General features: G+C 69.0%; 19 protein-coding genes. 13 read left to right on the top strand and 6 right to left on the bottom strand.

All coding sequences use genetic code 11. The annotated features are described in order from the left end of the window. Positions 1-20 precede the first annotated feature (20 nt). Positions 21-563 (bottom strand): BA14K family protein, encoded by a 543-nt coding sequence (locus tag AC1RKE_RS03600; protein WP_348684222.1) that lies wholly within the window; start codon positions 561-563, stop codon positions 21-23. 67 nt (positions 564-630) lie between these two features. Next, positions 631-1,140: a hypothetical protein gene (locus AC1RKE_RS03595; protein ID WP_054764151.1), complete on the bottom strand. Its 510-nt coding sequence runs from the start codon at positions 1,138-1,140 to the stop codon at positions 631-633. Between the two features lie 188 nt (positions 1,141-1,328). Between AC1RKE_RS03595 and AC1RKE_RS03590 the strand changes: the two genes are divergently transcribed. Next, entirely contained in the window at positions 1,329-2,531 is a 1,203-nt protein-coding gene (locus AC1RKE_RS03590) for a threonine ammonia-lyase (RefSeq protein ID WP_191555103.1), read from the top strand. After that, positions 2,512-3,027, top strand: coding sequence for a BamJ family beta-barrel-assembly machinery protein (bamJ, locus tag AC1RKE_RS03585; RefSeq protein WP_348684223.1), 516 nt, complete (start codon positions 2,512-2,514; stop codon positions 3,025-3,027). The genes AC1RKE_RS03590 and bamJ overlap by 20 nt, the downstream gene beginning before the upstream one ends. 225 nt (positions 3,028-3,252) lie before the next feature. Here the strand turns inward: bamJ and queG are convergent, their stop codons facing one another. Continuing rightward, positions 3,253-4,380 carry a tRNA epoxyqueuosine(34) reductase QueG gene (gene queG / locus AC1RKE_RS03580; RefSeq protein ID WP_054764149.1) on the bottom strand — a complete coding sequence of 376 codons (1,128 nt, stop codon included), beginning with the start codon at positions 4,378-4,380 and terminating at the stop codon, positions 3,253-3,255. 195 nt (positions 4,381-4,575) lie between these two features. Beyond that, entirely contained in the window at positions 4,576-5,115 is a 540-nt protein-coding gene (locus tag AC1RKE_RS03575) for a DUF2239 family protein (RefSeq protein WP_054764148.1), read from the bottom strand. A 58-nt stretch (positions 5,116-5,173) separates the two neighbouring features. Between AC1RKE_RS03575 and AC1RKE_RS03570 the strand changes: the two genes are divergently transcribed. Beyond that, complete coding sequence (locus tag AC1RKE_RS03570) at positions 5,174-5,509, top strand: GIY-YIG nuclease family protein (protein ID WP_152949115.1); 336 nt, start codon at positions 5,174-5,176, stop codon at positions 5,507-5,509. Here AC1RKE_RS03570 and fzlA read toward each other — a convergent pair. Beyond that, the gene (gene fzlA / locus AC1RKE_RS03565; protein WP_191554653.1) at positions 5,506-6,192 is read right to left on the bottom strand and encodes an FtsZ-binding protein FzlA; all 687 of its coding nucleotides are present in this window, start codon (positions 6,190-6,192) and stop codon (positions 5,506-5,508) included. The genes AC1RKE_RS03570 and fzlA overlap by 4 nt on opposite strands. Positions 6,193-6,250: 58 nt before the next feature. Next, a complete protein-coding gene (locus AC1RKE_RS03560; protein ID WP_333897561.1) occupies positions 6,251-7,261 on the bottom strand; it encodes a cation diffusion facilitator family transporter in 1,011 nt (336 codons plus the stop codon). Positions 7,262-7,418: 157 nt separating this feature from the next. Between AC1RKE_RS03560 and AC1RKE_RS03555 the strand changes: the two genes are divergently transcribed. From AC1RKE_RS03555 to trpA, 10 genes are all read left to right on the top strand, one after another. After that, complete coding sequence (locus tag AC1RKE_RS03555) at positions 7,419-8,585, top strand: citrate/2-methylcitrate synthase (protein ID WP_333897560.1); 1,167 nt, start codon at positions 7,419-7,421, stop codon at positions 8,583-8,585. A gap of 24 nt (positions 8,586-8,609) precedes the next feature. Beyond that, a complete protein-coding gene (locus tag AC1RKE_RS03550; protein WP_348684800.1) occupies positions 8,610-9,410 on the top strand; it encodes an undecaprenyl-diphosphate phosphatase in 801 nt (266 codons plus the stop codon). Between the two features lie 45 nt (positions 9,411-9,455). Then, positions 9,456-10,367, top strand: coding sequence for a class I SAM-dependent methyltransferase (locus AC1RKE_RS03545; RefSeq protein ID WP_348684798.1), 912 nt, complete (start codon positions 9,456-9,458; stop codon positions 10,365-10,367). Positions 10,368-10,509: 142 nt separating this feature from the next. After that, positions 10,510-11,244, top strand: a complete 735-nt coding sequence (locus AC1RKE_RS03540; protein ID WP_395942067.1) for a pseudouridine synthase — start codon at positions 10,510-10,512, stop codon at positions 11,242-11,244. A gap of 19 nt (positions 11,245-11,263) precedes the next feature. Then, on the top strand, positions 11,264-11,527 hold the full coding sequence (locus tag AC1RKE_RS03535) for a type II toxin-antitoxin system Phd/YefM family antitoxin (protein ID WP_182714770.1): 264 nt from the start codon (positions 11,264-11,266) through the stop codon (positions 11,525-11,527). Beyond that, the gene (locus tag AC1RKE_RS03530; RefSeq protein WP_395942068.1) at positions 11,524-11,937 is read left to right on the top strand and encodes a type II toxin-antitoxin system VapC family toxin; all 414 of its coding nucleotides are present in this window, start codon (positions 11,524-11,526) and stop codon (positions 11,935-11,937) included. The genes AC1RKE_RS03535 and AC1RKE_RS03530 overlap by 4 nt, the downstream gene beginning before the upstream one ends. Further along, positions 11,934-12,575, top strand: coding sequence for a phosphoribosylanthranilate isomerase (locus AC1RKE_RS03525; protein WP_395942069.1), 642 nt, complete (start codon positions 11,934-11,936; stop codon positions 12,573-12,575). Before AC1RKE_RS03530 ends, AC1RKE_RS03525 begins: the two co-directional genes overlap by 4 nt. Before the next feature lie 77 nt (positions 12,576-12,652). Beyond that, on the top strand, positions 12,653-13,855 hold the full coding sequence (trpB, locus tag AC1RKE_RS03520) for a tryptophan synthase subunit beta (protein ID WP_348683799.1): 1,203 nt from the start codon (positions 12,653-12,655) through the stop codon (positions 13,853-13,855). Then, positions 13,852-14,301, top strand: coding sequence for a hypothetical protein (locus AC1RKE_RS03515; RefSeq protein ID WP_348683787.1), 450 nt, complete (start codon positions 13,852-13,854; stop codon positions 14,299-14,301). Before trpB ends, AC1RKE_RS03515 begins: the two co-directional genes overlap by 4 nt. Beyond that, complete coding sequence (gene trpA, locus AC1RKE_RS03510) at positions 14,298-15,137, top strand: tryptophan synthase subunit alpha (RefSeq protein ID WP_348683789.1); 840 nt, start codon at positions 14,298-14,300, stop codon at positions 15,135-15,137. Before AC1RKE_RS03515 ends, trpA begins: the two co-directional genes overlap by 4 nt. Positions 15,138-15,143 lie beyond the last annotated feature (6 nt).

The following is a 15,143-nucleotide window of genomic DNA, read 5'->3' as shown; positions in this document are numbered from 1 at the left end:
TACGAAGACGGTTCTGCGGCTCAGCCGCAGAAGACCAGTCGCCCGTCGTAGGTGCGGTAGTAGCCGCCGACCGGGTCATAGGAGCGATAGGAGGCGCGGCACCAGGCGACGCGATAGGGATCGCGCGCCGCGCCGTAGCCGTAACCCCGTCCATAGTCCTGGCCGTAGCCGACGCCGCCGCCGGGATAGATCAGGTCAGGGCGACCGTAGGCGCCGGGATAGACGCCGGGGCGGCCATGGCCGTAATCCGGCGCCCAGCGGCGATCGCTCCAGGCCCGATCGCGGACCGGCCGCTGGTCGCGCCAGGCGGCGCCGCAGTCGCTGCGGCCGGCGTCCCAATAGCGGTCGCAGCGATAGTCGCCCGGCCGATCCGCCTGGCCGTTGAAGTCGTAGCGGCGGTGGGCGTCGCGGCGCCAAGCCCGGTCCTCATGACCATAGCCGTACTCATAGGTCCGGTAGGAGCCGTAGCTGGAATAGGTCTGAGTCTGGGCCTGGGTCGGGGCGGCGACCGAAAGGCCGGCCGACGACAGGAGGAGGACGGCGAGGATCGGGGCGGGTCTCATGTCAGTCTCCCTGAACGGGGCCCGGCGGTTCGCCGGGCGGAGGATCGTGGGGACGCTACGGATCAGCTTACAGGGTGACGTTGACGACGCGGCCGCCGCGCGTGTCAACGCGCCGCATCAGGACCAGGGGCGGCTCGTCGCCCGTCCGCACCGGCACGATCAGGAACCAGCCGCCGTCGGGCAGGTCGCTGAAACGGAACCGGCCGTCGCGGCAGGGCTCGGATCGGACAAAGCCGGTGTAGTCGGCGCTGGCGTCGGGCACGGTGCGGGCCCGCACCACGGCGGCGGGGACGGCGGCCCGGTCGGTGGAGCCGTAGAGGGTGCGGAAACGGGCGCGGGTATAGGGGGTCTCGGGCGTCAGGCCGGCCGAGGCGACGCAGGCGTAGGACTTTCCGTCTTGGGCGTAGGCGACGCGGCCCTCTATGGCGGCCTGGCCGGTGCGCTGGGACCAGGCGAAGTCGGCCGCGTTGAAGGCGGCGGGGCCGCCGGTCGGGGCGCCGGCGGGGAAGGTCGTGGGGGCGCAGGCCGAAAGGGCGGCGGCCGCGACGGCGGCCAGGGCGAGGGGGCGGATCGACATGGGGGCTTCCTTCCGAGAATCCGGCCCCAGGGGAAGGGCCGGGATGCGACGGTCCATTATCGCACGACCCACAACGCCCTCGCCACGGTCAAGGTTGCACCCTCTGGACCCGGAACCGACAAAGCGCGAAAGAGGCGGCGGAAATGCTCGGGCGCAGCGCCCGGCAGGCAGTACTGGAGCCCGCCTATATGACCGTCACCTTCGCCGATATCGAGGCGGCCCAGGGCCGGATCGCCGGTCAGGTGGACCGCACCCCCGCCCGCTATTCCCGCAAGCTGTCGCAGCTGACGGGGGCCGAGGTCTGGGTCAAGTTCGACAATCTGCACTTCACCGGCAGCTTCAAGGAGCGCGGCGCGCTGAACCGGCTGCTGATGCTGACCCCCGAGGAGCGCAAGCGCGGCGTGGTCGCGGCCAGCGCCGGCAACCACGCCCAGGCCCTGGCCTATCACGGCGGACGGCTGGGGGTGCCGGTCACCATTGTGATGCCGGAGGGCACGCCCTTCGCCAAGATCAACGGCACCCGGTCGCACGGGGCGACCGTGGTGATCGAGGGGCTGGACTTCACCGGCTCGACCGAGGCGGCCAAGCGGCTGGAGGCGGAGAAGGGCTACGTCTTCGTCTCGGCCTTCGACGACGAAGGCATAGTGGCGGGCCAGGGGGTCTGCGCCATCGAGTTCCTGGAGGACGCGCCGGATCTGGAGGCCCTGATCATTCCGATCGGCGGCGGCGGCCTGATCGCCGGCTGCGCCATCGCGGCCAAGGCGATGAAGCCGGACATCAAGGTCTTCGGGGTGGAGGCGGCGCGCTATCCCTCCTTCACCGCCAAACGGGCCGGAAAGCCCCCGGTCTGCACCGGCCAGACCATAGCCGAGGGCATCGCCATCAAGGCGGTCGGCGACATCCCCTTCGCCCTGGCCAATCCGCTGGTCGACGAGGTCTTCGTCTGCGAGGAGGCGGACTTCGAACGGGCCGTCTCCTATTTCGTCACCTATGAGAAGACGGTGTCGGAAGGGGCGGGCGCGGGCGGTCTGGCGGCGCTTCTGGCCTATCCTGATCGGTTCAAGGGGATGAAGGTCGGGCTGGAGCTGTGCGGCGGCAATATCGATCCGCGGATGCTGGCGGTGGTGCTGAACCGCGAGATGGTCCGTGAACGGAGGTTGATCGTCTATCGCATCCTGGGCGACGACCGGCCGGGCATGTTGTCGGCCATGGCGGCGGTGATCGGCGGCCTGGGCGGAAACATCATCGACGTGGTCCACAACCGTCTGGCCCTGGACGTGCCGGCCAAGGGGGCGGAGTTCGACATCATGGTCGAAACGCGCGATAGCGCCCACGCCGACGAGATCGGCGAGGCCTTGAAGGAACGCGGCTATGAACTTCGGATGGGGTAAGGCGGCGCTGGTCGCCGTTCTGTTGCTGGCGGGCTGCGGCCGGTCCGAGCCGGTCGATCCGAACGCAGGCAAGGCCGAGGCCGTCGCCTTTCTGGAGAAGAACGCCAAGGAAGAGGGCGTCGTCACCCTGCCCAGCGGCCTGCAGTACAAGGTCGTCCAGTCGGGTCCGGCCGGCGGCGTCAGCCCGGACCGCAACGATCTGGTCAAGGTCGATTACGAGGGCAAGCTGATCGACAATACGGTGTTCGACAGCTCCTTCGCGCGCGGGGCGCCGGCCATCTTCACCCCCGAGGAGGTGGTCAAGGGCTGGACCGAGGCCTTGCAGAAGATGCATGTCGGCGACGAATGGATCCTCTATGTCCCGCCCGCCCTGGGCTATGGCGAACGCGCCGGCCCCAAGATCCCGGCCAATTCGGTCCTGATCTTCCGGCTGAAGCTGCTGGACGTGGCCAAGGCGCCGGGCGGCGGATCGGGCGTCGGGACCGCGATGGGGTGAGGCCCGCACGATCCGTCTTCTCCCCACGTCGTGGGGAGGAGACGAAAAGTGCACTGCGAATTTTTTGAGTGCACTTTCGTGCAGATTTTTGCGATCGGCTCGCAGCGTTGCGGTGAATGTCAAAGATCAGGACGGCAGTATAACCGTCTCGGCGCGCGCGGTGGGTTGAAGAGCGCTGATTTTTTTCGAGCAAGCTTTTGAAATCGCGTCCGTCCATCGCGTGGGTCATGAGGACCAAGCCGTTTCGGACCGCCGCCATTCCTCCAGAACCTGGGGATCGGTTTCGGTCGTCGCCTGGGCCAAGGCCGCAAATTCGGCGGGCGGCGTCAGCTGCGACAGGGCCCAGACGGCGGCGCCGCGCACCAGGGGCGAGGGGTCGGCCAGCAAGGCTTTCGTCGGGGCGATCAGCGTCGCGTCACCCGAGTTTCCCACGGCGTAGAGCACGTTCCTGAGAAACCGATCCCGGCCGATCCGCTTGACCGGGCTCTTGGCGAAGAGGGCGCGAAAGGCGGGGTCGTCCAGCCCCAGCAGGTCGTCCAGGCGTGGGCTTTCAAGGGCCGGGCGGGGCTGAAGCCGGATCTCGCGGGCCTCTTGCGCGAACTTGTTCCACGGACAGACGGCTAAACAGTCGTCGCAGCCATAGATGCGCGATCCGGTCAGGGTGCGGAACTCGACCGGCCAGGGACCGCCGAATTCGATGGTCAGGTAGGAGAGGCAGCGTCGGGCGTCGAGCTGGAACGGGGCGGGGAAGGCCTTGGTGGGGCAGGCGTCGAGACAGGCGGTGCAGCGGCCGCAGTGTTCGGTCTCGGCCGCGTCCGGCTCGATCTCGGCGGCGGTCAGGATCGTGCCCAGAAACAGCCAGTTGCCGTGGGTGCGGCTGAGCAGATTGGTGTGTTTGCCCTGCCAGCCCAGTCCGGCGCGCTGGGCCAGGGGCTTTTCCATCAGGGGGGCGGTGTCGACGAAGACCTTGATGTCGGCGCCGTTGCGGGCGGCGATCTGGCCCGCCAGCTGTTTCAGCCGGCCCTTGATGACCTCATGATAGTCGTCGCCGCGCGCATAGACCGAGATATAGGCGGCCGACCGGTCGGCCAACTGGTCCAGCGGATTGTCGTCGGGGCCGTAGTTCATGCCGAGCACGATGGCCGTCTTCGCCTCGTCCCACATGGCGGTGGGGTGTGCGCGGCGGTCCAGCGTCGTTTCCATCCACGCCATGTCGCCGTGTCGGCCCTGATCGACAAACTCGCGCAGCCGCTCGCCCGCCGGCCAGGCGTCGGCGGCCGAGGCGAAGCGGCAGACGTCAAAGCCGAGCTCGGCCGCGCGCCGGCGGATGAAGGTTTTCAGGCGGTCGGACACGGGGCGGGGGATAGCACGAAATCGGGCGAGGAAGACCTTCCCCCGCTTGCGGGGGAAGTGTCAGGCCGTGGCGCGAAGCGACACGCCTGACGATGGGGGAAGTCTAGCCTTTGGCGACACTTCCCTCTCCGACCCTGGTCCGCTGCGCGGACGCCGGGCCGCCTCTCCCGCAAGCGGGAGAGGATCCTGGGGCGGTCATTCGGTCGATGCGGCGCCGTCGAACAGCTCAAGGATTTGGGCCTGGATGTCGGGCGACCACGGGGCGATCAGGGCGGCGAGCCGGTCGCGGTCGCCGGCGAACAGGGCGCGACTGGCCTCTTCGAAATCGGGGGCGTCGCCGGCCATCTCGACCATGAAGCCATAGGCGGCCTCGGTGCGGCGGCGCCGCGCGTCGTCGTCTGCGCCGGTCTTGCGGGCCTGGTCCACCAGACGCCGCAGGGCGGCCGAGGCGCCCCCCGGCTGGCTGGCCAGCCAGTCCCAGTGGCGGGGCAGGAGCGTGACCTCGCGCGCGGCGACGCCCAGGCGCGGACGGCCGCGCCTGGCGGCCGGAGCGGCTTCTGTCTCGCGGAGGTCCAGGTCGACCGGCCGACCGGTCGCCAGATCGAACACGCGCAGCGCGGCTTGAGGCGCCGCCTCCAGGGCCTTGCGCAAGGCGGCCGCTACAGCGGCGTCCGAGCCTCTGGCGATGCGGCGGGGGCCGTCGAACAGAACCAGATTGCGATTTTCGTCGCCCATGTATTTACCCGGATAAAATTAGTCGTCATATTTATACCCGGATAAATAAGAGAGCGCCATGACCCAGACAGATCGCAAGACCCTGATCGCGGAATATAAGGAGCGGCCGACCATCGCCGGGGTCTATGCTGTGATCTGCAGCGCGACGGGCCAGGTCTGGGTCGGCAAGAGCCGCCACATCGACACCGAACAGAACGGCCTGTGGTTCGCGCTGCGTCACGGCGGCAGCCCCTATCGGTCGCTCCAGGCGGCCTGGAAGGCGCACGCACCCGAGGATTTCCGCTTCGAACAGCTGGACCGTCTGCCGGAGGACGTCTCGGACCTGCGCCGCAAGGATGAGCTGATCAGTCGAGCGAAGCTGTGGATCGCGCGATTGGGGGCCGAGGCGCTTTAGAAGTCCAGGTCGGCATACCACCCCGACGGGGGGACGCCGACGAAGCGGTCGGCCAGCAGGGGGCGGAAGCAGGGGCGGGATTTGACCTTGGAGTACCAGAGCTTCAGCGCGGGCCAGTGGGTCCACTGGACCTCGCCGAAATAGTCGAGGACCGACAGGTGGGCGGCGGCGATCAGGTCGGCCTGGGACAGCCGGCGGCCGGCCAGCCAGTCGCGGGCGGCGACCAGGTCTTCCAGCATGGCGAGGTGGGATTTCAGGGCGTCGCGGCCGTGGCGCAAAGCGCGGGCCTCGGGCGGGCCCAGTTTGAGCAGGGGTTTCTCCATCCGCTCGTGCAGAAGGACGGCGTCGACTTCGTCGGTGAAGCGGCGCTCGAACCAGCCGGTCAGGCGGCGCGCCTCGGCCCGTTCGGCGGGGTCGGCGGGCAGGAGCAGGGGGGACTTCTGCTGGTCCTCGATCCAGCCCAGGACGGCGGGCAGTTCGCACAGGGTCAGGGGGCGACCGCGGTCGGTCGTCTGGACGACGGGCGGCAGGCCCGAGGGGTTCAGATCATTGACCGGGCAATCCTCTTCCCACGGACGAACCGGCGTATCGGTCCATTCGATCCGCGCCTCGCCCAGGCCCAGGCGCGCCGCGCGCGAGGCGGGCTGGAAGGGGAAGTGGAACAGGACGCAGGAGCCGGACATAGGCCCTAGATGCGCCCGCACCCGTTAATGTCCGTTTACCGCATCGACGGCGGGGCGGTCAGGACCAGGGGCCTTTGGGCGGGGCCGGCGGCGTGTCCGCAGCAGGGGCCTGGGCCTCGGCGGCGGGCGCCGGTTCGGACGCGGCGGGGGCGACGGCGCGCCGGCGCGGGTCGGCGTGGATCAGGATGTCGGCCGTGGGATAGTGGCTGAGCACGCGGCGTTCGGCCTCGACGACGATGGCGTGGGCCGCCTCCAGACGCAGATCGGGGTCCAGATCGACATGCATCTGGATCATCATGACCGAACCGGCCATCCGGGTGCGCAGCTGGTGGACGCCCTGGATGCGGGGGTCGGCCAGGACGGCCTGGGCGATGGCGGCGCGGTCGCTTTCCGGGACGGCGCGGTCCAGCAGATGGTCGGCGGCGGCCCTCAACATGCCGATCGCGCCCCAGAACAGCCAGACGGCGACCACCAGTCCGGCGGCGGCGTCCAGGCCCGGCGCCCCGAGGAAGGCGCCCGAGATCACCCCGACCAGCACCACCAGATTGGAGGCCAGGTCGGCGGCGTAATGGGCGCGGTCGCCCGCGACCGCCAGGGAGCCGCTGGTCTTCAGGGCGCGGGTCTGCATCCAGACCAGCCAGCCCGTGACGGCGATGGAGGCGATGACCACCCCCACGGCCCAGCTTCCGGCGGTGACGGGACGCGGGTCGAAGATGCGCTGCAGCCCCTCCCAGCCGATGAACAGGGCTGAGGCGAAGACCAGACCCGCCTGGACCAGGGCCGCCAGGGCCTCGCCCTTGCCGTGGCCGTAGCGATGATCCTCGTCCGGGGGCGCGGCGGCCCAGCGCACGGCGAAGAAGGTGGCCAGGGAGGCCGCCAGGTCCAGAACCGAATCCGTCAGACTGGCCAGGATGGAGACCGAGCCGGAGGCGCCCAGGGCGAAGGCCTTCAGCGCGATCAGGGTCAGGGCCGCCCCGACCGACAGCCGCGTGATGCGGCGCGTGGCCAGATGCGGATCCTCCGAAGGGGTCGGGGCGGGCGGTCGGGCGGGGGCGGGCGTCGGCGTCATCGGCTGGTCTTGTCGCGCAATCGTGGCGGAAAGCCAACCGGGGCGCTCATTTGGACTGGTCCAACTGGATCGGGCGCGTCATTAGGGTTAAGGACACGAAACGGCGCTATGCCGGTCTCCGTTCATACGGGGCATCGGTCGTAGTCGTGGGGGCGGCATGGACGCTGACGAACGCTGGATCGCGAGACATGAGGCCCTGACCCGGCTGGGGGTCAAGGCCCAGACCCTGTACGCCTATGTCAGTCGGGGCCGGATCGCCGCCCGTCCCGACCCCTCCGATCCCCGCAGAAGCCTGTACGCCGCCGCCGACGTGGCCCGCCTGTGCGGCGACGGGGCCGAAGGCGAGACCGAGGTGCGGGCGCCGGTCGTGGGGGCGGCGGCGCGCGGCGAGGCCGACATTCAATCCTCCGTAGGCCTGATCGCCGAAGGCCGGCTGTTCTATCGCGGTCTGGACGCGGTGCAGCTGGCTGAGACGGCGACCGTCGAGGCGGCGGCCCGCCTGCTGTGGGACGTGCGGGACGGGGACCCCTTCGTCGGACTGAAGCCGCGTATCGATCCGATCGTCGGCGGTTCGACCCAGAGGCGGGTTCTGGCCGTACTGGGCCGTCGCGCGATCGAGGACCGCTCACTGCGTAGTCACGATCCGGCGGGCCTGAAACAGGAGGCGGCCTCGCTGCTGAACGAGGTGGTGGACAGCGTCTCCGGGCCCGGGCCGCGCCTGTATCTGCACCAGAGGCTGGCGCGCGGCTTCAAGGCGTTCGAACGCGACAGCCATCTGATCCGCCGCGCCCTGGTGCTGGGGGCCGACTGCGGTCTGGACGAGGCGGTGCTGGCGACGCGGGCGGCGGCCTTCGGCGGCGCGCCCCTGGCCGGGGCGGTCCTGGCCGGAATCACCACCCTGAGCGGGGCCCCTCTGGGCGAACTGGGCGAGGTCGTGGCCTATGTCGGGGAGGCGCGGCGCGACCCGTCGGGCGCGGCGCGACGCTGGCTGGCCCTGAAGGGCGGGGTTCCGGGCTTCGAGGAGACGGCGGCCTTCGGCCGGATCGATCCGCGGGCGCGACCCCTGCTGGAGGCGGCGGGGCTGCCGGTCGATCTCCAGGCCCTGCTCGCCGAGGGCGAGGCGGCGGCGGGCCGGCCGGCCGGCTTCCATCTGGCCCTGGCCCTGATCGCGCGACGGCTGGACCTGGGGCCGACGGGGGCGGGCGACCTGCTGCTGCTGGGGCGGCTGGTCGGCCTTTTGGCCCATGCTGTGGATCAGGCGACGGACGGCTCGCCTATCCGGGCGCGATTGCGCTATGTGGGGCCCGAGCCGGGCGCGCACTGACCTCCGGCCTGTGACGGGGACTTCATGTCGGACTGGCTTGCGGCGATCATTCTCGGCCTGGTCGAAGGACTGACCGAGTTCATTCCAGTGTCCTCCACCGGGCACATGCTGCTTTTGGGCCATTTCATGGGCTTCGAGAGCGCGGGCAAGACGTTCGAGATCGTCATCCAGCTGGGGGCGCTCTTGGCCATCGTCAGCGTCTATTTCAAACGGCTGTGGACCCTGGCCACGCGCTGGCCTGTTGATCCGGAGGCGCGGCGGTTCCTGATCGGCCTGCTGCTGGCCTTTGCGCCCGCCGTGGCGGTCGGCTTTTTGGCCTATGGCTTCATCAAAGACGTGCTGTTCGAAACGCCCCAGGTGATCTGCGTCGCCCTGATCGTCGGCGGGGTGATCCTGTTGGCCCTGGACCGGATGGACAAGCGGCCGCAGTGGCTGGACGCCAGCCAGTATCCGATGCGGGTCTATTTTCTGATCGGCCTGTTCCAGTGCCTGGCCATGATCCCCGGCGTATCGCGATCCGGCGCCACCATCGCCGGCGGCCTGTTGCTGAAGACCGACAAGCGGTCGGCGGCCGAGTTCAGCTTCTTTCTGGCCCTGCCCACCATGGGGGCGGCGGTGGCCTATGACCTATTGAAGAACCATAAGACGCTGGACTTCAGCGACGTCGGTCTGATCGCGGTGGGCTTCGTGGTGGCCTTCCTGACGGCCCTGGTGGTGGTGCGCTTCCTGCTGGACTTCGTCTCCAAGCACGGCTTTGGCCCCTTCGCCTGGTGGCGGATCGTGGTCGGGGTGGTCGGTCTGGCCCTGTTGCAGGCGGGGTTCTGACGCCCCGGCTGGCGATTTTCGCCCCCAGCCTCTAAGGGGCGGGGCATGAGCACGCTTCTTTACGGCCGACCGCCGGTCGTCTTCGATCCGCCCAGCGCCGGCGCCGGCGCCGCGATCCAAGTCTCGCCCCTGATCCCCGGCTCGACCGCCCTGGAGGCTGTGAGCGAAGGCTCGGTCGACGAGATCATGATCTACGCCCCGCCCGGCGTGCTGGAGCGGCGCTACACCCTGGCCCTGGCGCTGAAGGCGCTGAAGGTCGGGGGGCGGCTGGACGTCATGGCCTTGAAGGACAAGGGCGGGTCGCGTCTGAAGAAGGAGCTGACCGGCTTCGGCGTCGAGGTGGGCGAGACGGCCAAGGCGCACCACCGGCGTTGCATCGTAATCAGACCCGAGACGATGGCCGGGATCGACGAGGCCATAGCCGAGGGGGCGGCGCGGATCGTGCCGGGGCTGGAGGCCTGGTCTCAGCCGGGGATCTTCGCCTGGGACCGGATCGACGCAGGCTCGGCCCTGTTGGCGCAACACCTGCCGGCGCTGAAGGGGGCGGGCGCCGATCTCGGCTGCGGCTACGGGGCTCTGGCGACGGTGGTCCTGCGTTCGCCGGGGGTGACGGGTCTGCGGCTGATCGACCTGGATCGCCGCGCAATCGAGGCGGCGCGGAAGAATGTCGAAGACTCGCGGGCGAGCTTTGAATGGGCCGACGTGCGAACGCTGGCTGCGGCGGGCGAACTGAACTTCGTCGTCAGCAATCCGCCCTTCCACGACGGCGGGGCCGAGGATCGACGGCTGGGCCAGGCCTTTATCCGCAAGGCGGCGGAGTTGCTGAAGAAGGGCGGGGTCGCCTGGATCGTGGCCAATCGGCATCTGCCCTATGAGGCCGAGCTGAACGCCGCCTTCGGCCGGGTGCGACTGGTCGCCGACGAGGGCGGGTACAAGCTGTTCGAGGCGGTGAAGTGAGGCGCTCTTCTCTGAGCCGTCATCCTCGCCCTTGTGGCGAGGATCCAGACTCCCGGTGTTCGACGGGAGTGCTGTCTGCCGACGCACCGGGAGTCTGGATCCTAGGGACAAGCCCTAGGATGACGGGCGTCGGGGGTGCGACATGACCAAGACCCCCACCTCGCGCGTCGATCGACTGCTCGGCTCGATGGGCTACGGGTCGCGGGCCGAGATGGCGCGGATGGCCAAGGCGGGCGGGATCGTGCTGGACGGTGCGGACCTGACGGACGTGTCGAGGCGGATCGCCGTGACGCCGGACCTGCCCAGCCGGATGGAGATCGACGGGGAGCCGCTGGACCCGGTCCAGGGTCTGGTGATCCTGCTGAACAAGCCGCTGGGCATGACCTGTTCCCACAAGGAGGAGGGGGCGCTGGTCTATGACATCCTGCCGGATCGGTGGCGGCGGCGCGATCCGGCCATCTCGACCATCGGCCGGCTGGACAAACAGACCAGCGGCCTGTTGCTGCTGACCGACGACGGCGACCTGCTGCACCGGGTGATCAGTCCCAAACGCCATGTGGCCAAGGTCTATCGCGCCGGACTGGCGCGGCCGCTGACGGGGACGGAAGGGGCGCTGTTCGCCTCCGGCGAGCTGGTGCTGGAGGGCGAGGACAAGCCACTGGCGCCCGCCGTGCTGGAGGTCGTGTCCCCGACCGAGGCCCTGCTGACGGTGACGGAGGGACGCTATCACCAGGTGCGCCGCATGTTCGCCGCCGTCGGCAACCATGTGGAGACCCTGCATCGCGAGCGGCTGGGCGGGCTGACGCTGCCGGCCGATCTGGCGCCGGGGCAGTGGCGGCTGCTGACGCCAGAGGAGATCGCGCTAATCTTCGACTGATTGGACATTGGACGGTCAGATGGCTATCTTGATGGCCATGTCCAGCTACTCCGTCGCCGAAGCCAAGAACAACCTGCCCAAGCTGCTGGATCGCATGCTGGCGGGCGAGGCCGTGACCATCACACGGCGCGGCGTGCCTGTGGCGCGACTGGAGCCGGCGCAGGAGGTCGAGCCGACGTCAGGGCCGATGGACATGGACTGGCTGAAACGTGTGCGGATCAAGTCTGAAGCCGAGATGGACTCCGTAACCCTCTTGCGCCGGATGCGGAACGAAGAGATTTGACCGTCTATCTGGACACCAGCGTCCTGATGTCCCTGTTTCAGACCGACAAGCACACTGAGCGGGCGTCGGTCTGGATCGCGGGTGTCGATGCCTTCGTCATGAGCAGTTGGGCTCTCACAGAGTTTTCCTCCGCCTTGGCGGTGAAGACTCGTATGCGCAATCTGCGCGACAGGGATCGGCGCGAGTTCGAACTGCAACTGGACCAATGGTTGAGAGGCAGGGTCGTCCTTTCTGTGGTTGACGGGGACATGGTGGAAGCGCGGCGCCTGGTGAAAAACGACGTGAGATTGCGCGCTCCCGATGCGCTTCATCTCGCGCTGGCGGCGAGGCATGGCTGCAGCTTGGCGACCCTTGATGAGGATATGGCGTCGGTCGCCCGCGACATAGGGCTGACGGTGATCGTCCCATGACGACCAAGATCAAGATCTGCGGCCTGGCCACCGTCGACACACTGGACGCCGCCCTGGGCGGCGGGGCGGATTTCGTGGGGGCGGTGGTGTTCCCTAAGAGCCCGCGCCACCTGGCGCTTGCGGCGGCCGCCGACCTGTTCGAGCGGGCGCGGGGGCGGGCGAAGATCGTGGCGGTGACGGTCGATCCGGACGACGCCCTGCTGGAAGAGATCGCGCGGACGCTGAGGCCGGACTTTATCCAGCTGCACGGGGCTGAGAGCCCGTCGCGGGCGGAAACCGTGCGGGCCCTGACCGGGGCGGGGGTGATCAAGGCCATGCCGATCCGGCACGGCGACGACTTCGCCGCCGCCGACGAATGGGACTATCACGCCGAGCACCTGATGTTCGACGCCAAGCCGCCGGAGGGGTCGGTCCTGCCCGGCGGGGTGGGGCACAGTTTCGACTGGACCCTGCTGGCGGATCGGGCGTTCCGTCATCCGTGGTTCCTGGCGGGGGGGCTCAATCCCGACAATGTGGCCGAGGCGCTGCGGATCGCCGGGGCGCCGATGGTGGACGTCTCCTCTGGCGTCGAAAGCGCGCCGGGTGTTAAGGACGCCGACCGGATCGCGGCCTTCATCCAAAACGCGCGCCGGTCGTAATTACGACGCCTCTCCGCGTGAAAGTCGAAACCGTGAACGCTCAAACCCCCATCCAAGCCCCTGATCCCGCCCAGTCGCTGTCCAACGCCTACGCCTGGCCGGACGCGCAGGGACGGTTCGGGCCCTATGGCGGGCAGTTTGTGGCCGAGACCCTGATGCCGCTGATCCACGAGCTGGACGCGGCCTATAAGGCGGCGAAGACGGACCCGAGCTTCCAGGCCGAACTGGACGGCTATCTGACCCATTATGTGGGGCGCGAGAGCCCGCTGTATTTCGCCGAACGCCTGACCGAACATTTCGGCGGCGCGAAGATCTGGCTGAAGCGCGAGGACCTGAACCATACGGGCGCGCACAAGATCAACAACTGTATGGGCCAGATCCTGCTGGCGCGCCGCATGGGCAAGACCCGGATCATCGCCGAGACCGGCGCCGGCCAGCACGGGGTCGCCTCGGCCACCGTCTCGGCGCGGTTCGGCCTGCCCTGCACCGTCTATATGGGGGCGGTCGATGTGGAGCGGCAGCAGCCGAACGTCTTCCGCATGCGTCTGTTGGGGACCGAGGTCTTCCCCGTCACCGCCGGCGCCGCGACCCTGAAGGACGCGATGAACGAGGCGATGCGCGACTGGGTGACCAATGTCTCGGACACCTATTACATCATCGGCACGGCGGCGGGTCCGCACCCCTATCCGGCCATGGTGCGCGACTTCCAGTCGGTGATCGGCAAGGAGATCAAGCGCCAGTCCCAGGCTCAGTTCGGCAAGCTGCCGGACGCCGTCGTGGCCTGTATCGGCGGCGGATCGAACGCCATCGGCGCCTTCCACCCCTTCATCGAGGACGAAGGCGTGCGGCTGATCGGGGTCGAGGCGGCGGGCCACGGACTGGACACGCCGGACCACGCGGCCTCGCTGAAGGGCGGGCGGTCCGGGGTTCTGCACGGCAACCGGACCTATCTGTTGCAGGACGAGGACGGAAACATCGTCGAGGGCCATTCGATCTCGGCCGGGCTGGACTATCCCGGCATCGGGCCGGAGCACGCCTGGCTGCACGACATCGGCCGGGCCGAATATCGCTCGGCGACCGACAATGAGGCGCTGGAGGCCTTCCAGCTGTGCTCTAAGCTGGAAGGCATCATTCCGGCCCTGGAACCGGCCCACGCCCTGGCGCGGACCGGCGAAGTGGCGCGCGAAGTCGGCAAGGGCGGCGATGTCGTCCTGCTGATGTCGGGCCGGGGCGACAAGGACATCTTCCAGGTCGCCCGTCATCTGGGAGTGGAATTGTGATCCGCAGCCTGTCGGCGATCGCCGCCGCCCTGAGCCTTTCGACCGCCGTTCAGGCCCAGACGCCGGTGGACGTTAAACCGGCCGATGTCGGCCTTTTGCCCGGCGCGCAGTTGTCGCCCGATTGCGGCGGTCTGAACAATCTGGCGGGCCGCGCCTGGTGCGTGACCGCGCCCCTCGGTCAGGTCGGCGCCCTGGCCGACGCCTATATCGCCGATCTGGCGACAAAGAACTGGCTGGCGGCGGGCGGCGACGAGAACCGCGTCGTCCTGATCAAGCGTCGCGAGGGCGGCGGTTGCGACGGTATGCAGATGGTCGCCTTCTACGACACGGCCAGGGTCGCCGTCGCCGAACTGCCCGCCTATCTGGGCTTCGCCACCATTCCGGGCGACGTGTGCGGGCAGGCCGCCGCCGCCGAGAAGCCTGCTTCGGACGCATCGACCCAATGACCACCGCCCGTATCGACGCCTGTTTCGCCGCACTGAAGGCCGAGGGCCGGGCGGCCTTTATCCCCTATGTGATGGGGGGCGATCCGTCGCGCGAAGAGGCGCTGGCGATCCTGAAGGGGCTGCCTGCCGCCGGGGCCGACATCATCGAACTGGGCTTTCCGTTCAGCGATCCGATGGCCGAGGGGCCGCCGATCCAGCGGGCGGCGATCCGAGGCATGGCGGCGGGTTTCGGCCTGCGCTCGACCATGGATCTGGCGCGGGAGTTCCGCAAGGACGACCAGACGACGCCGATCATACTGATGGGCTATCTGAACCCGATCGAGAGCCTGGGATACGACGCCTTCGCCGCCTATGCGGCCGAGTGCGGCATCGACGGGCTGATCGTGGTGGACTGCCCGCCGGAAGAGGCCGGGCCGCTGATCGAGGCGCTGGACAAGGTTTCGATCTCGCTGATCCGCCTGGCGACCCCGACCTCGGACGACGAACGGCTGAAGATCGTGGTCCAGGGCACTTCGGGCTTCGTCTATTATGTCGCCGTCGCGGGCGTGACCGGGGTCAAGGAGGCGAAGGCCGACGTCGTGGCGCCGGCGGTGGAGCGGGTGCGCAAGGCCTCGGGCCTGCCGGTCGCGGTCGGCTTCGGGGTCAAGACGCCGGAACGGGCAGCCGAGATCGCCCGCGTCGCCGACGCGGTGGTGGTCGGCTCGGCCCTGGTGGACGAGGTGGCCGCCGCTGTGGAGGCCAATGAGCCAGCCGCGACGCGCGTGCTGGCCCGGGTCAAGGCGCTGGGCGACGCGGTTCGATCGGTGACTAGTGCTTCCGTGACGGAAACCGTCTAAGAGCCC

This window comes from Brevundimonas sp. GW822-FHT03E11 (genome assembly GCF_058801445.1).
This window is presented reverse-complemented; position numbering and strand designations above follow the sequence as displayed.

Coding starts and splice junctions, on each gene's coding strand:
- AC1RKE_RS03555 (WP_333897560.1), top strand. CDS start 7,419: ATGGACGCTGACGAACGCTGGATCGCGAGACATGAGGCCCTGACCCGG.
- fzlA (WP_191554653.1), bottom strand. CDS start 6,192: ATGTCCGGCTCCTGCGTCCTGTTCCACTTCCCCTTCCAGCCCGCCTCG.
- AC1RKE_RS03575 (WP_054764148.1), bottom strand. CDS start 5,115: ATGGGCGACGAAAATCGCAATCTGGTTCTGTTCGACGGCCCCCGCCGC.
- AC1RKE_RS03550 (WP_348684800.1), top strand. CDS start 8,610: ATGTCGGACTGGCTTGCGGCGATCATTCTCGGCCTGGTCGAAGGACTG.
- AC1RKE_RS03570 (WP_152949115.1), top strand. CDS start 5,174: ATGACCCAGACAGATCGCAAGACCCTGATCGCGGAATATAAGGAGCGG.
- AC1RKE_RS03540 (WP_395942067.1), top strand. CDS start 10,510: ATGACCAAGACCCCCACCTCGCGCGTCGATCGACTGCTCGGCTCGATG.
- trpA (WP_348683789.1), top strand. CDS start 14,298: ATGACCACCGCCCGTATCGACGCCTGTTTCGCCGCACTGAAGGCCGAG.
- AC1RKE_RS03560 (WP_333897561.1), bottom strand. CDS start 7,261: ATGACGCCGACGCCCGCCCCCGCCCGACCGCCCGCCCCGACCCCTTCG.
- bamJ (WP_348684223.1), top strand. CDS start 2,512: ATGAACTTCGGATGGGGTAAGGCGGCGCTGGTCGCCGTTCTGTTGCTG.
- AC1RKE_RS03525 (WP_395942069.1), top strand. CDS start 11,934: ATGACGACCAAGATCAAGATCTGCGGCCTGGCCACCGTCGACACACTG.
- AC1RKE_RS03600 (WP_348684222.1), bottom strand. CDS start 563: ATGAGACCCGCCCCGATCCTCGCCGTCCTCCTCCTGTCGTCGGCCGGC.
- AC1RKE_RS03590 (WP_191555103.1), top strand. CDS start 1,329: ATGACCGTCACCTTCGCCGATATCGAGGCGGCCCAGGGCCGGATCGCC.
- AC1RKE_RS03545 (WP_348684798.1), top strand. CDS start 9,456: ATGAGCACGCTTCTTTACGGCCGACCGCCGGTCGTCTTCGATCCGCCC.
- AC1RKE_RS03535 (WP_182714770.1), top strand. CDS start 11,264: ATGGCTATCTTGATGGCCATGTCCAGCTACTCCGTCGCCGAAGCCAAG.
- AC1RKE_RS03595 (WP_054764151.1), bottom strand. CDS start 1,140: ATGTCGATCCGCCCCCTCGCCCTGGCCGCCGTCGCGGCCGCCGCCCTT.